The following is a 16,615-nucleotide window of genomic DNA, read 5'->3' as shown; positions in this document are numbered from 1 at the left end:
TAGAATGCCAAATAATGGGGCGATACCCGGTTTTATAAAGAATATGGTTTGTTCTTAATTTTTACTCATAAAATGCTCCTGCAATTCCCGCTTGTAGGTTTTACCAACCGGCAATATCAAGCCATTTTCAAGATGCACCTGTGTTCCTGCCAACTGTTGTATTCTTGCCAGCGCAACGATATACGACCGGTGTATCCGTTTAAAGTACCGCTTATCTAACTGTTGTTCTATTTCGATAGTAGTTGATGCACTCAGGTACATTTTCTCATCTGTAAATACCTTGACATAGTTACCATAGCTTTGTATATGTGAAATAGAGCCGGTTATTATCCTGATTATCCCGCCATCAACTTTCAGCATTAAGGAGTTGTTTGCCATCTGTCCTATTGTTGACGCAGTATTACTGGCAACCGGCGGCTTATAACGGGCAAACACTTTATCTATTGCGGCCATAAATTTGGCAAACTCAAAAGGTTTAACAAGATAGTCTACCACCTGATATTTGTATCCTTCCAGTGCATACTGGGTGTAAGCAGTGGTTAACACAATTAATGGCGGATTGGACATTGCCTCCAGCATTTCCATCCCTGATAAACCTGGCATGTTTATATCCAGGAAAAGCACGTCGACGGGATTTTTAAAGATGAAATCCATAGCGTCAACGGCGTTATAAAAATTCCCCGTTAATGCGAGGCTGCTTGTTCCTTTTATATAATGACCAAGAACCAGGTGCGCTCCTTCTTCGTCATCGACGATAATACAACGTAGTGATTCCATAAACTACCGGTGATTTAATAGTATTTTTAAAACGACCCTGAATTCGCTTTCATGCTGAAAAGTATCGAGTTGATAATTTCCTGCGTATAGCAACTCCAGTCGCTCCCGGATGGTTGCCAGCCCAATTCCTGTAGAATCTCTTTTCAGTGCTTCATCTCCTAAAGAATTTACAATATCAACGATTAATGTCCGTTGTTCCAGTTGTATGTTAATATGTACATACCATTTCCGGGTGATGGTAATACTGTGTTTAAATGCGTTCTCAATTAACGTGATGAGGATTAATGGCGCAATGGAAAGCTTATCCGGTTCCAGATCTCCTTGTTGTACAGTATAAGAAATTTCACAACGCTTTCCAATCCGTTCCTTTTCTATGGCTATATAATTTTCGATGAAAGCTATTTCTGCCTGCAGCGCAACGAGGGGCCTGCGCCCATCTTCAAGCTGATACCGTATCAGGTTGGATAGTTTCAGAATTAAATCAGGCACCCGTTCAGGCTCTGCCAAACTCACACCATAAAGATTATTGAACATATTGAAAAGAAAATGCGGGTTCAGCTGAGCATGCAGCAGCCTTATATTCATTTCAGCGAGCAGCAGCTTGTCTTCGGTTCTCTTTCGGATTTGCGACGCATGTTGCCTGATTAAAAACAGGAACATGATGGTACTTATGCTGGCGATACTGATAACAAAATGATAGAGTAAAACAGACATGACACTCTCTTGCTGTAAAATACCCGGTTCAATCCAGAAACAATCTACCGGAAAAAGTACCAGTGTTCCTATGAGCAAGGCACCGAATGTTACGACGGCATATGTTCCATATTTCCTGTTCCAGAATAATGGCAGGATGAAATGCCAGTGAAACTTTGCCTGTGCATATAGAATTACAAAGAAAACCAACCCCTTTATAATGGCATTGAATGAATCCAGCTGGAACCACTGATTCACCATAGTCAAAATGAACATGGCTGCAAAAATTCCGATTTCCTGCAGGTAACGCTTATTAAACCAATTTATCGTATATGCCATCTTCTGTGTTTTTCCGGGATACCCAAAGGTCATTCTTTCATGTAAACAGGAAAAATTCAAATGACGAACGTCGTTCGTCATTTGAATGGCGGTTTTGCTCATTCTCTTTTCCCGCTGAAAAATTAAACTTTTTCCTTTGCCTGTAGTAAGATAAAACTTCATTATTAAAAACTAACAATTCCGATGGCTGGAAAATTTCTTGCTTTATTATTGCTGATACTCGCTTCAGTGGCAGTTAAAGCCCAATCTATACTCTCCGGCGGAAAAGCCATCTTTCAAATCAAAGGTATTGTGATGGACACCGCAGAGAACAAGCCCCTGGACCTGGCCACAATCATCCTGCGATACAAAGATAGCGCTGTAGCTAAAACTGCTGTAACCGGCAATGATGGCCGGTTTATTTTGACGGCGCCCGTACGCGGGACTTATGTCCTGAGTATTTCACACACCGGTTATGAATCATATTCAGGAATTGTAGAGATAAATGTGCCGGACCTTGACCTCGGCAAATTTATCCTGATGAGGCAAAGCAAACAGTTAAATGAGATAGTTGTACAGAGCCGTAAAGCTTTGCTTCAGAACAAGGGGGATAAGCTGGTGTACAATGCTTCCGCCGATATCGGAAATAAGAGCGGGTCGGCAGCGGATGTTTTGCGCAAGGCGCCGATGGTAACTGTTGGCTCAGATGGCGTTGTAAAACTTCGGGGAGATGCCAATGTCAAAGTTTTACTCAATGGCATTCCATCCGGGATTCTCGCTAAAAATCTTAAAGAAGCCCTGAAAGTAATCCCGGCCAGTTCCATACAGTCTATTGAGGTGATCACCGCGCCTTCTGCCAGGTATGAAGCAGAGGGTGCAGCCGGCGTCATTAATATCGTTACGCGGAAAAAAGTACAGCATACATCCGGCAGCCTTAACCTGGGTGCCGGCAACCTGGAACAGTCTGCGAACCTCGGTTTGAACATCTCCCGGAATAAATTTGATGTTAGTCTCATGGCGGGTGGCAATGTTGAAAAGGAACGGAGAAAAACTGACTTAAGCAGGGGGTTACTATACAACGGACTAAATACCGGCAACCTTGTTCAGCGTTCCGACGCGACACAGAAAACCAAAGGGGCAAGTATAGAACTGGGAGCGGAGTACCGTCCTGATTCATCACAAAAGATAGGCGCTACACTTTCTTACTGGCGTGAACAATGGCCCATGAAAAGCAGCTTATATAATTATTATAAGGATGCCAAAGGCATTACCGAGTATAATCAAAACGCTGATCAGCAAGGAAGTTATCACTACTATGATCTTGCACTCAATTATCAGAAGCGTTTTAAACGTAAAAAACAGGAGTTGCAGTTATTGGGAAATCTGAGCCGTTCCACAGATCGCTCTGACTACAGCACAGATCAGTTCGGTCCTGATGGCAGGCATTTCTTTCGGGAGCTGAGTCCTAATAAAGGACGCAGCAGGGATTATAGTTTCCAGTTGGACTATACCCATCCACTCAGCAAAAGCGGAAAAAATTTCCTGGAAACCGGTATGCGTTGGAGTAAAAATAATGCTGCCAGTAACTATACGGTGTTCAATAACCGTAATAACCCCGGTAGCAGTGATCTGCAGCAGGACCTGGAGCGTAGCGATTCGATGACTTATTTCCAGGATATTATGGCGGCTTACCTAAGCACGGCATTTGAAACCCAAAGCGGGTGGCGCTTCCGGCTGGGCGCCCGTTATGAATATACCCGGCTTGGTGCCCGCTTCAGAGGAACAACCCCTTCTTTTGAAATTGGTTTTAGTAACCTGGTGCCCAACATCCTGGTTGCGAAGAAAGTAAGTGAGGAAGAGGAATTTAAATTCAATTATACAGAACGCATTCGCCGGCCTTTTATCTGGGACCTTAATCCCTATGTAGATGCAAGTGATCCCCGTAACCTCATGCAGGGGAATCCCCGTTTACGCCCGGAAATTACGCGTATGCTGGAAGTTTCTCACGCTTACAATATGCCATCTGGTTTTACCCTGATCAGCAGTGTCTACTTCAGTTTTAACTCAAATTCAATAGAGTCTCTTGCAACAGTTGACAGCAACGGTATATCAAGGACCATTCCCCGGAATATTGCCTCCAACAGGCGTTTGGGCGCAAATGTCAATGCCTACACTGTAGTGAACGACAACTGGACCATCAACGGTGGCCTGGAATTTTACCAGGTATGGTTTAAAAGCCAGGCTTTACAGGTTGGTAATAACGGCTTCTTTCACTCTTTTAATATCAACACTTCTTATACCGCTCCCGGTGGTTACATATTCGAACTATCCGGTGATTATAGTAATGGTTTTATTACGCTGCAAGGAAAAAACACTGCTGACTATACCTACCGTCTGGCCATTCAAAAGGAGATCTTGCAAAAGAAGGGAAGTATTACCCTCTCATTCAACAACCCTTTTCAGCATTACGTAAAACGGCGAAGTATGGCTACCGCCCCTTCTTTTCAAAGTGAGGCCACTACGCGGTATTATAACCGCTCCCTGTCGGTAGCCTTTAACTGGCAATTCGGAAGGGTTCATAAAAGTGATGAAGAGAAGACGCCAATTGAGCAGGCAGAGTATCCAGGTCGCCGGAGAAGGAACAGGTAGTGGTTAATCAGAATGGAGGCGGATCCGTTTCCCGTGCATGAAATCTCAGGGCATACATTCGGGCTAATTTAAATCCGAAATTAATCAGCTGGTCTTTCTAGCAACAAATATTTGAACCTTTCAGCAATAAATAGCAATTGTAATTGGTAGAACTTTGCTCTGTACTTTTAAATGAATATAAAATGAGCAAAACAATTTTGATTACAGGTGCGGCAAGCGGTTTTGGGAAAATCGCAGCATTTGATTTGGCGAAAAAAGGACACAAAGTCATCGCAACAGCAGAAGTTTATCCTCAAATGAGTGATTTGATCCGCGAAGCAAAAGAATCGGGTATCGAATTAATCGCGGATAAATTAGATGTAACCAATTCCCGTGATATTGAATACATCGTAAACAAATACAACATTGATATCCTTATCAGTAATGCCGGAATCATGGAAGGTGGTCCCATCGCGGAGCAGCCTTTGGATTTAATCCGCTATATGTTTGATGTGAATGTTTTCGGTGGATTGCAGTTAGCACAAGGATTTATAAGAAAATGGATAGATCAGAAAAAGGCTGCTAAAATCGTTTTCACTACGTCCATGGGCGGTCTTTGGACGGTTCCCTACGTTGCGGCGTATTGTTCTTCCAAACATGCCATGGAAGCCATTGCAGAAGGTTTGAGAACTGAATTGAAAGAATTTAATATCAAAATCGCTACCTGCAACCCGGGCGTCTTTGGTACAGGATTTAACGACCGTGGTGTGGATTCCATTTTCCGTTGGTACAATCCGGAGAAAAACTTTACACCGCCAGCAGCGTTTGACGGCGCGGCAGCATCGCTGAAAGATCAGTTAGACCCTCAATCCATGGCAGAAACGATTGTGAATGTGGCATTGGATGATAACTCTTATTTCAGAAATGTACATCCAAAAGAAACGGAAGATTATGTGAAACAATTGCAAGCGGAAGCCTGGACTGCAAAAAGCTAAATGAAACTTGAAGCACTCTACTAAAAATTACAATTCAAACAAGATGAGTATAACTTATAGCGAGGCAATACAAGTGTTGAATGCTTCGATTGAGAAAGCAAAAGAATTGAATATTCCTGTGAGTATCGCGGTGGTAGATACAGGTGGTCATTTGGCGTCTTTTGCACGATTGGACAGTGTTTATGGTGTAATTGATTTCGCCGTAAAAAAAGCAAAAACAGCTGTGATGTTTGGTGTTGACAGTGATATTATGGGCGCTATTATTGCAGGCGCAGAACTTCACAGCTATGGAATGATTAATTCAAACGACGGACTTTTGACTATTGCCGGCGGTACTGTGATAAAAGATAGAAACGGGAATATCATTGGCGCGGTCGGTTCTTCAGGAGGAACACCCCAGCAGGATAAAGAAATTGCTGAAGCAGGCGCAAAAATGTTTGCTTAATTTTTTAGACATTTGCTTAATGGGAGAAAGTAGCGAAATCATATTTGATAAATTGGTGTATTCCTGTGCATTTGAAAAACGCAGAGGGGACGAAGAGTTTATACCGGAGCATTTTTTGGGATTCCAGTTGTCGGGAGAAACCCACGCTTTTTATGCGGGCGGCAATACGATTATTTCTGAAAATAAAATTGTCCTGGTTAGGAGAAACCAGCTCATCCGTACTGTGAAGTATCCCGGAAAGTCAGGCAAATATCAATTCCTTTCGATTTCATTGGATAGTGAAACCCTTCGCCAGTATGCATTGGAGTTCAAAATAACAGTGGGAAGCAGTAATAACAAACAAAAACTGTTTTTTGAACCTGATGAGTTTCTAAATGCTTATTTTCTTTCACTCAGTCCGTATATCAACAAAACGAAAGAAGCTACACCCAAGCTGGCAAACTTAAAAATCAGGGAAGCCATTGAACTGATCCTTCAAAGCAACCCTGATTTGAAAAACATTTTATTTGATTTTTCCGATCCTTACAAAATAGATTTGGAAGAATTTATGAACCAAAATTATATGTTCAACGTTTCGGTGGAAGCCTTTGCAACATTGACAGGAAGAAGCATTTCAGGCTTTAAACGTGACTTTGCAAAAGTATTCAACACCACACCTAAACAATGGTTGAAAGAAAAACGACTGGACGAAGCGATGTATCGCATCAAACAAAAAAGGGAAAAGCCTGCGGATTTTTATCTCGACTTAGGATTTGAAAACTTGTCTCATTTTTATTTTACGTTCAAACAAAAATTTGGACTCACTACCACCGAAGTATAATGGATTTTAGCCTTAATGAGGTAACATAAAAACGGGAGAAATTTAACCGGACCCCGGCTAATACCCGACTTAAAATAGAAAACCCGCGACTAGCGCGGGTTTATTCGTGTTTCTGCGGACCGGATGGCCCCCAGTTATGAAAGGAACCGGGAATGCTTTGCTGGAGCATTCCCGGTCATTGGCGAAAAAATTGTCAATTAATGACGAGTTTCTTAGTGGAACTAAATCTTTTCGATTCTATCGTGATAATGTAGAACCCTGGATTGAGCCGTGAATCGATCTCTATCTTTTTATTCCCGTGAGTTTTCTTTTCATAGAGCATTCTGCCATGGTTATCATAAATTCTTACGAACGCATTTTCCGGAATTTCCGGAAGAAGAATCGTAAATTTTCCTGTACTGGAAGGATTCGGATATAGGCTAACAGCATCGTCATTAATATTTACGTTCGATGATAATTTGGCTGCCAAAGTACCGCCTGTTCCCGGAATGAAGGGGGAAAGGTAGTTTCCGGCGATTACCTGTTGTGAGATACCAGGACCCTGCCAGGCTACAGATATATTATCTCCACCACTACTTTCTTTATGAAGGACCTCAATGTAGTATTTCTGACCGGCAACCAGGTTAATGGAAGCAGATTGCTGTGTGCTGTATTTATTCCATTCTCTGGAATTGGTCCACCCATTCACATAAGCTATCCTTGAGCTATTGGCTGCGTTGTCGCCGGAGCTCAGGTATAAATCGGCGTTGTCATCTCCCGCTACCCAGAAGGTATAGCTGCCGCTTGCAGGAGGATGGATATATCCACGGATCCTGGTTCCATAGTTATCCGACGAATTTGTGGGGCCTTCCAGGCTGGTGATCTGATCTCTGCCTGTAGGGTTGTTGGGATAATTGGTAGTAGAGGTCAGGCTATTGACAGCAGTTCCGCTAATTCCGGTCCAGGATTCCCTCAGTATGGAGCCGGTCAGGGTAATGCTGAAAGTTTGGGTGCTCTGGCATCCGCCGCTATTGGTATAGGTGGCTACATAGTTCCCTGCCTGGTTAGCCTGGATATTTGAAATGAATACTTCACGGGTAGCAGCACTAAAATTATTTGGCCCGCTCCAACTCCATGATCCTCCCTGCGTAGGCTGAGGGCCCAACTGAATGGTGCCGCCTGCAGTTAAAGAGGCACTGGCTGTTTGCTGCCAGGTTCCGCCATTAATCTGTAAGTACGGGGTAATGGCAGTAGGTGTACAGGCGGATGGATCTCCATAAACGATACCTCTGCCTGCTGTACTCATATATACTCTTCCGAAGATGTTCATATCTCCCTGTACGAATTGCCCGTTACCCGGACCTCCGTATTCATGCGTATCATCATTTACACGAACCCATGAAGCACCCTGGTCTGTGGAGCGATAAACGCCTTTGACATTATTGACGGTACCCCAAATGTAAATCGCAGGATAATTTGCCCCGGGTGCAGCCACCCCAAAACCAACGGCTCCGCAATTACTGACACCGCTTATGGTGGAAAATGATTGCCCTGAATTAGTTGAACGTGCCAGTCCTCCGTTGTTCAAAGCTATCCAAACATGACCTTCCCTTCCAGGCGCCAGGCGAATGACTTTGGAGCCACCGCCCGCAACTGAACCAGCCTGGGAAAAAGAAGATCCACCGTTGGTACTCACCATTACCGCTCCATTTCCGGGATTATAGGCATAAAATTTATCGGAATTGACCGGATCGCCAACCGGCCGTGCTTCATTAAAACTCAAACCACTTACCGCAGACCAGGAGGATCCATTATTAGTTGACCGGTATGTAGCAGAAGATTCCTTCGGGGAGTGCAGCACAGTATTACCATTAGCTGATAATGCCACCTGTCCGTGAGAGCCATTCATACTATTTTGCGTCCAGGTTAACCCCATATCATTGGAATAATACATAGCGTTTCCTACCCGAACAATTTTGTTTGTATTTTGAGCAGCTACTGCCAATCCGCTGGTGGTCCCCATTTGCGGATTATGAATTGGTGCATATTGGCTAACATTGGTGGTGTGTCTGAACCCATCATAGTCGCCAATAACAGAAATCACAGGACCATTGGAGATACTTTCCAGGCCAAGCGGTACCGTTTCTTCCAGCCCTCTTACTGCAAACCGCCAGGTGCCGCTGGAGCTGATATTATCATTTCTAAAAACACCATTACCTGAAGTGACCCAAACCTTTTCAGTATTGAAAGGGTCGAATTCTATTGAGCCTGCCCAATGGATGGCATGACCGCTAACCCAGGTGATACCATCCGGGTCCATGGTAAATCCCCTGTCTACCACATCCACCCAGCTTGAACCACCGTTTGTACTCAGTAACATCCTGTCGCCCCAGGCGCCATTTTGGTTCATATAGGTGTTGATGGTACTAGCCACAATCCTGTTGGGATTATTGGGATCAACGCTGATGCCTCCGAATGCCTTGTTGAAACCGGAAGGTGTAATGTTTGTCCATGCGCCTGTGGAAATGCTGTACTTCCAGATCTGTCCGTTATCCATAGGTTCCGGTAGCGACCAATGCCCGCTTGGCCCCGCACCATTGGCATAAGTGAGATACAGGTTTCCGTTACTTGCTAAAACAGCCCGGTGTGGCATATAAGTGGTGGTAGCGCCGGAAATAGCGGAAAAAGATTGTCCGCCATTATCACTTCTGTACAGGTTGGTACTCCCGCTGCGTGAAACTCCGACAATGATCCTTTGGGTAACTCCTCCTGAAACACTGCTTCCGTCTAAAACCACAAAGCTTATCCCGTTTTCATTAGGGGTTGTGGTTACATCCAGTGAGTTCAGCCTGCTCCATGTAGCACCAGCGTCGGTACTTCTGAATAATCCATTCCAACGGGTACCACAATATAGAATATTGCTGTTGTTAGGGTCTACTACAAGCTTTTCTCCGGTTTGCCGGCCCATACCATTGCCATGTGCCTTGAATTGTGTAGTAACGTTTGTAACGGCAAAGGTATTGCCGTAATCGGTAGACCGGAGTATAGCTGTTTTCCCGCCGTTGAAATAAGAGATACCTACCAGCATATAGACCCTGCCGGGCGATTGGGGATCTATCGCTAAAGACTCGACACCGAGATACCCGACTTCATCGTCCGACACCCAATCTAACAACGGCACCCAACTTGAAGTGGATGCATTCCAGCGGTAGGCTCCTCCCACATCTGTCCTGGCATAAACCAGGTTTTGCTCAGTTTTGCTTGGAATTATAGCGGAAACAAATCCGCCACCACCAATAGCTACATTCTTCCAGGTATAGCTGGCTGTGGATTGGGCCTTCAGTTCATAGGCATGAAACATAATAAAAACGGGAAGTAAATGGAGGATGGCAAGTGATTTTTGCCTGACCTTCGAAAATGTTCCGGTGGATTTAAAAAATCCGAAATCCAAAAGAAGCATAATCGTTTGTTTAAAAGGTGTCTGTGATTTTGTTTTCATAAAGGTTAATGGTTTAAGTAAATTAAGCCCGGAGAAGGCAAAATTGAAAAGATAGTGTTACCCTTTACCTGCCGCTTTTTATCCTCGTCTAAAGTGCCATTTACCAACCCTGGATTGAGTAAAAGTATCATCGCCAGTGATGAAAAGTAATAAAGTACCGATAACAGCAATAGTCGAAAGCGGGTGGTTTGGTTGACTCATATTTACAGATTAATTGAGTGGATAATGGCTACAGAAACACAGCATCCCATCGGTTTAGAATGAGGCTGCAATTTGGAATGGAAAAGAGAAATTGACTTTGTGCGGAGAAAAATTGGTAAAACGATTAGCGCTAACCTTTGTTTGGGTGTATGACGATGGTGCTGACAACATGTCAATACACAAGGGCGTGCCCTGAAGGATTAGTCGCAACAGACATATTTTCATAACTGGAATCTTTCTCTTAATCGAATACTATAAAACTACAGAGATTATCTTTGGGGCAGGGTACTCAAATGTCGCAAATTAGGGGTGGAAATGATACAGATGTGGATTACATGCTGATAGTCATACTCTGGGCAACAACAATCATTTCTCTGACTGTCATACCCGTATTCATGTACCATCCAACAATCTTTCCGCTGGCGAGTCCATGATCGTAATCAGATAAAGCCAGTCGCTTTTTACGATTACGGATACTTAAGTGTCAAAGTGACATGTGTTTCGCCTGTTACATGTGAGGCCGATGGAATGCCGGACATCGTAGGGCATTTCCCTGATAGTTATGACATCATTTTATATATTTTTCAGAAATATTGGCTATTCTTTTTTTCTTTTTATAATTTCAGCAGAAATTAATAATAAGGGAAGTGGATATCATACAAACCACCGATGAGAAGGAGCTGTTACGCAGGTTGCGGGAAGGGAATGAGTTTGCTTTTAAAGCCCTTTATGAAATCTATGCCCCCCGCCTGACTATGAAGTTACTTCAATTGCTGCGATCTGAAGAATTAGCAGAGGATATTCTCCAGGATCTGTTTATTAAGATCTGGGAGGTCCGTCATAGTATCAATCCGGAACTTAGTTTTGGTGCTTTGGTATTTAAAATGGCAGCCAATCTTTCAAAAAACGTATATAGAAGAAGTGTATATGATCAGTTAATGCGCAAGCAAATTAATGCGGATGGTAGTCATAATCCCATAGAAGAATCCCTTAATCAATCTGAAGCCAAAGAGTTACTGTATGCTGCGTTAAATAAACTTACACCAAGGCAGCGGGAGGTATATACCATGCATAAGATAGATGGCCTCAGCTATCAAGAAATAAGCAGCCGGTTAAATATTAGTGCCTCTGCTATCAATCATCACATACAAGAGGCTAATAAGCAGCTAAGAAATATATTAAGATCCAACTACATTTATTTGTTCGCGATGCTAGTCCCGGTTTTTTTTGAAAAATAATTTTTTCCAGGGGTGCTATTTTTTATTTCCCGTGTGTATTTATCTGTAATCATGCATTAACAGGGCTGTTTGCTAAGATGGAAAACATTAATATAGAAGAACTTTTCAAAAAATATATTGAAGAAACAATTACCGATGAGGAATTATCCCACCTGTATGATTTTTTCCAGCGTAAAGAAAATCAGGCAGAACAGGATGCCCTGCTCATATCCCATTTTTTAGGGGAGAACAGCATGTCATCATTACCGGATACAAGAGTCAGGATAGTTAAAGATCAGGCGTGGAATGGTATCCGGGAACAACTAGGTATAACACATGCGCCAAAATATAAGCAAATATCATGGTGGAAAGGGGTAGCCGCCGCCGCAGGCTTACTACTCGTATTGTCGTCCGGATTTTATTTCTATAAAGAGTTTGCACATAACCGATATGCCACCTCGCAGTTGGCCAGCCGTGATATTCCACCTGGTACAAATCGTGCAACCCTTATCGCATCAGATGGAACGGTATATCCATTGAATGGTGAGAAGCAGGAAATTGTGGTAGACAGGGAAAGTATTCATTACAAAGATGGTGATACCCTGTCTGTAAAAGAATCTATCCAACGGGTCACCTTAAGTACGCCAAGGGGGGGACAATACCGTGTTACCTTAAGTGATGGCACACGGGTTTGGCTGAATGCAGCGTCTTCGCTTTCATATCCAACGGTATTTAATGGAAAAGACCGGCGGGTAATCCTGAATGGGGAGGCGTATTTCGAAGTAGCACATAATGCCTCCCAGCCATTTATCGTGCATACATCCAACCAGGATGTAACAGTATTGGGCACTGGTTTTAATATCAACTGTTATAAAGATGAGAACAATACAGTGACCACACTTGTAAGCGGCAGCGTAAAATTAGACGGCAGAGAAGGAGCAGCGTCGGTACAATTGCATCCGGGGGAGCAGGCAGTACTGGATAAAGCAAATTTCGATGTAGCAGTTGTTGATGTATCATTGTACACTGCATGGAAAGATGGTGACTTCCGGTTTAAAGCTACGCCATTGGCTGAGGTGTTGCGCCAGGTAGCACGATGGTATGACCTGAAGGTGGATTACACCGGAGTTCCGGAAGATATTAAAGTTCATGCGTCTATCAGGAGAGATAAAAAATTGTCAACTGTGCTGCACGCACTTGAAAAAATAGGAGATATAAAATTCGAAGTAAAGGAAAGGAATATTAGCGTAGTGCATTAGTAAATTACCAAAATCATTTATTGGCTGTCATTTGGAGTTGCATGTTGATAACATGCCAGCTGGTGGGAATCTTATATTTATAATCAACCAAAAACCAACTATTCACTTATGGGCGCTTCCCTTTTTCGCAAAGGCAAAGGAAGGTATGTACTTTACCGTAAGCATTCGGCAAAGAACAAAGATGGTAGCACATTATCCTTTCCGCACAAATTTTTTTCTATCCTTTTCCCTGTTCTGTTCTTACAACTGTTCACGTCTGTATGGGCGCAAACAGTTACGTTGAATGTGAAGAATGCTCCCTTTGTGAAGGTGGCAGAAGAAATCAGTAAACAAACGAAGTATGATTTTTCTTACAATGACCGCATTCTGAAAAAGACCAGGCCCGTTACACTGAAGCTGGTAAAAGAGCCGCTTACCGGCGCGTTGCAAAAACTTTTGTCAGAACAACCGTTGAGCTATGAAGTCAGAGACGGTTTGATCATCATTACGGAGAAAAATCAAACCGTTGCAGATCAGAATGCCGGTTTATTATCTGACATTAACGGCCGTGTTACCAACGACGCCGGAGTACCACTGGAGGCAGCTACCATAAAAGTCAAAAATACCAACTTCGGTACCAGAACGAATAAAAACGGTGAATTCATCATTCCGGGCAAGTATGCCAATGATATCCTTCAGATACATCTGCTCGGATATGCAGATTTGGAGATAGGCGCTCAGAGAGCCCGGATAGTAACCCTTGCACTGACTACCGCTGACCTTAACGAGGTAAACGTAGTGGTTAATACAGGTTATCTGAAAATAGACAGACGTCATCTTACCAGTGCTGTCACTACTATCAGGATGGACGATATCAGAACCCCCGGAGTGAATACTATTGACAAATTGCTGGAGGGTAGGGTACCTGGAATGATATTCATGCAGAACTCCGGCCAGGTAGGTGCAGCTCCCAAACTAAGAATACGCGGAACATCCACCATTCTTGGCAACCGTGAACCTCTCTGGGTGCTCGATGGTATTGTACTGACTGATCCTGTGAATGTAGATCCGCAGCAGATCAATGACCTCGATTTTGTGAACCTGCTGGGTAATGCAATTGCAGGCCTGAATCCTGACGATATTGAGCAGATTGATGTGCTGAAGGATGCTTCTGCAACTGCGCTATACGGGGCAAAAGCCGGCAATGGTGTGATCGTGATCACTACCAAAAAAGGAAAGCCCGGAAAGCCTATGATATCTTACTCCTTGTCATCCGGGTATACACGACGCCCGAGATATGCTGATAGAGGCATGTATATGATGACTTCCAGGGAGCGCATGGACGTATCCAAAGAAATGGTGGAACGTGGCATGCATTATAACAATATAACACAATGGTCAGGATATGAAAGGGCCTTGCAGGATTACTACGAAGGCAAGATTTCCTATGATGAGTTCAAACGCTTAAGTGATTATTATGCGAATGTGAACACAGACTGGCTGGGACTCATTACACGAGACGCTTTTACCCAAAATCATACGCTAAACCTCTCAGGTGGATCAAATGATATCAAGTATTATTCCTCGATCGGTTATCTCAACGAAAATGGCGTGATCAATGGAGAAAATAACAAACGTTACTCCTCCATGCTGAATGTCACCGCTGACTATAAGAAGTTCATGGCCCAGATCGCATTCAACGGTAGCTACCAGGTGAGGAATTATACGCCATCGGATCTGGGTATCATGAACTATGCCTATAATACCAGCCGTACGATCCCGGCTTATAACCCGGATGGAAGTCTCTTTTATTACCCGCAAACCAATGGGTTGCTCAATTATAATTACAATATCCTGAACGAGCGTGATAACAGTAATGATCATACTGACCTCATTTCTGCCAACATCAAGGCCCTGTTAAAATGGCGGATAACAAAGGGATTAGATGTGGAAGGCACTTTCGCCTTTGGCATCAGCAACAACAACAGGGAATTGTACTATACCAAAGATTCCTATTATATATTTAAGCTGCGCGCTGATCAGACAACCAGGTGGGACCTGGCCCCGGTCGGAGGTGAACTGCAGAAGTATGAAACGCGGAATAAAAGTTATACCGGCCGTTTGCAGGTAAATTACATAACAACATTGGATAAATCCGGCAGACACTCTTTAACAGCTACTGGTGGTGTGGAAGTAAAATCTAATGGATACGATGGGTTCAATATTACCAGGAGAGGTTATTTCAGAGAGATGGGTGGGTACTTTGATATTGTACCTACCACCTACACAGGATATTATCAGCAATGGATGTCAACAAAACCTGCCTTGGGCTATTTTAACCGCCAGCTCACCAATGATTTTGCCTGGTTTGGTACAGCGGGTTATTCGTATGATAACCGCTATCTGCTGAATGTCCATATCAGGGGGGAACAATCCAACCTTTTTGGATCCAGGACCAACAATCGCTTTCTGCCTATCTGGGCGGTTTCAGGCCGGTGGAACATGAAGAACGATGTACTTAGTGATGTAGCCTGGATCAATGACCTTGCGCTCAAAGGATCCTGGGGCTGGCAGGGGAATATGTTGCCTGGCCAGTCTGCCAACATGGTGATCCGCCAGAACCTGAATACAAATCCCTACTATAATGAAACATCTTCCAATATTATAAACTACCCTAACCCGGATCTTAAATGGGAAAAGACGTCATCGTTTAATGCCGGCCTGGAATTTTCGATCTTAAAAGGAAAACTCAGCGGATCGCTTGCCTATTTCTATAAGAGAACCAAAGATGCATTTCTTGACAAAACAGTATCTGAGATCAATGGGGTAGAAAAGTATGTTATCAATAGCGGGACCCTTGAAAATAAAGGTATAGAGGTAGCATTGTCGATAAAGGCTGTTGATAACGCCTCTTTAAGTAGTTCCCGCCGCGGATTTGTATGGCGTATAGATCCGCAATTGGGACAGGTATTGAACAAAGTTTTGAACAGGGCCATCAATAACAGGAACAATGTGCTGGTAGACAACATTACCTATGATGATTTCCTGAATGGTACTGTACAATTGTCCGGGAAGCCGATCAATACTTTTTACTCCTATAAATTTAAAGGTCTGAGCCCTGTTGATGGTTCTCCCATTTTTTATGGTGCAGAACCAGGATTGGCAGATGAATACAACAAGAAATACTCCCAGATGAAAAGGGAGGATGTATATCTGTCCGTGATGAGTGAGTCCGGTCGCAGAGAGCCTTTTATACAAGGTGGTATCTCCAACTATTTCGGCTGGCGTAATTTTGGTCTGTCCTGCAATATTACCTATTCTCTTGGCAACAAGATCAGGATGCTGAAAATAGCGTCCGGATATGCTTCTTCTGTTACTTATCCACAGCAAAACCTGCGGAAAGAATTTGTAGACAGATGGCGCCGGCCGGGTGACGAGAACTATACCAATATTCCCGGTTTACAGGCCACTAACGCTCTTAACGTTCCCTGGTGGAATATTTATCCGGCAAGTGCTTATTCTTTTGCAGGCAGCGTATACGACATGTATGACAACTCGGATGTAAGGCTGGTAAGCGCTGATTATGTGAAACTTCAGTCTGCTTCGTTCAGGTACAACTTCAATGAGAAAATGATGCGGAAGTTAGGATTTGCTTCAGCCTATGTCAGCATTACCGGAACAAACCTGTTCACCATCACCAACAGGCTGTTAAAAGGTCAGGACCCGGAACAGTCAGGCGGCTCTCCCAATATCAACCTTTCGATAAGACCTACCTATACCGGTAGTATTAACGTTTCATTTTAAA

Annotated in this window: 10 protein-coding genes; 7 read left to right on the top strand and 3 right to left on the bottom strand. The window is 43.5% G+C overall.

All coding sequences use genetic code 11. The features are described 5' to 3' along the window. Positions 1 to 54: 54 nt before the first annotated feature. Together V7S65_RS16415 and V7S65_RS16410 are read right to left on the bottom strand one after the other, a co-directional pair. Complete coding sequence (locus V7S65_RS16415; protein WP_336387294.1) at positions 55 to 777, bottom strand: LytR/AlgR family response regulator transcription factor; 723 nt, start codon at positions 775 to 777, stop codon at positions 55 to 57. Between the two features lie 3 nt (positions 778 to 780). Beyond that, positions 781 to 1,809 carry a sensor histidine kinase gene (locus V7S65_RS16410; RefSeq protein ID WP_336387293.1) on the bottom strand — a complete coding sequence of 343 codons (1,029 nt, stop codon included), beginning with the start codon at positions 1,807 to 1,809 and terminating at the stop codon, positions 781 to 783. Between the two features lie 183 nt (positions 1,810 to 1,992). Between V7S65_RS16410 and V7S65_RS16405 the strand changes: the two genes are divergently transcribed. From V7S65_RS16405 to V7S65_RS16390, 4 genes are all read left to right on the top strand, one after another. After that, positions 1,993 to 4,437, top strand: coding sequence for an outer membrane beta-barrel protein (locus V7S65_RS16405; protein WP_336387292.1), 2,445 nt, complete (start codon positions 1,993 to 1,995; stop codon positions 4,435 to 4,437). A gap of 182 nt (positions 4,438 to 4,619) precedes the next feature. Next, complete coding sequence (locus tag V7S65_RS16400; RefSeq protein WP_336387291.1) at positions 4,620 to 5,411, top strand: SDR family oxidoreductase; 792 nt, start codon at positions 4,620 to 4,622, stop codon at positions 5,409 to 5,411. Positions 5,412 to 5,454: 43 nt separating this feature from the next. Further along, complete coding sequence (locus V7S65_RS16395; protein ID WP_336387290.1) at positions 5,455 to 5,856, top strand: GlcG/HbpS family heme-binding protein; 402 nt, start codon at positions 5,455 to 5,457, stop codon at positions 5,854 to 5,856. After that, the gene (locus V7S65_RS16390) at positions 5,825 to 6,676 is read left to right on the top strand and encodes a helix-turn-helix domain-containing protein (protein ID WP_336387289.1); all 852 of its coding nucleotides are present in this window, start codon (positions 5,825 to 5,827) and stop codon (positions 6,674 to 6,676) included. The genes V7S65_RS16395 and V7S65_RS16390 overlap by 32 nt, the downstream gene beginning before the upstream one ends. A 193-nt stretch (positions 6,677 to 6,869) precedes the next feature. Here the strand turns inward: V7S65_RS16390 and V7S65_RS16385 are convergent, their stop codons facing one another. Beyond that, positions 6,870 to 10,154 (bottom strand): PA14 domain-containing protein, encoded by a 3,285-nt coding sequence (locus tag V7S65_RS16385; RefSeq protein ID WP_336387288.1) that lies wholly within the window; start codon positions 10,152 to 10,154, stop codon positions 6,870 to 6,872. A gap of 848 nt (positions 10,155 to 11,002) precedes the next feature. Here V7S65_RS16385 and V7S65_RS16380 point away from each other — a divergent pair. The 3 genes from V7S65_RS16380 to V7S65_RS16370 all read left to right on the top strand — a co-directional run bounded on the left by V7S65_RS16380 (position 11,003) and on the right by V7S65_RS16370 (position 16,614). After that, positions 11,003 to 11,593 carry an RNA polymerase sigma factor gene (locus V7S65_RS16380; protein ID WP_336387287.1) on the top strand — a complete coding sequence of 197 codons (591 nt, stop codon included), beginning with the start codon at positions 11,003 to 11,005 and terminating at the stop codon, positions 11,591 to 11,593. A gap of 77 nt (positions 11,594 to 11,670) precedes the next feature. Next, the gene (locus V7S65_RS16375) at positions 11,671 to 12,831 is read left to right on the top strand and encodes a FecR family protein (RefSeq protein WP_336387286.1); all 1,161 of its coding nucleotides are present in this window, start codon (positions 11,671 to 11,673) and stop codon (positions 12,829 to 12,831) included. Between the two features lie 108 nt (positions 12,832 to 12,939). After that, positions 12,940 to 16,614, top strand: coding sequence for a SusC/RagA family TonB-linked outer membrane protein (locus V7S65_RS16370; protein WP_336387285.1), 3,675 nt, complete (start codon positions 12,940 to 12,942; stop codon positions 16,612 to 16,614). The last annotated feature ends 1 nt before the right edge of the window (position 16,615 follow it).

Source organism: Chitinophaga sp. CCNWYY40, assembly GCF_037483205.1.
GTDB lineage: Bacteria > Bacteroidota > Bacteroidia > Chitinophagales > Chitinophagaceae > Chitinophaga > Chitinophaga ginsengisegetis.
The sequence above is the reverse complement of the archived record's forward strand: the minus strand, read 5'-3'. Positions and strand labels throughout refer to the sequence as shown.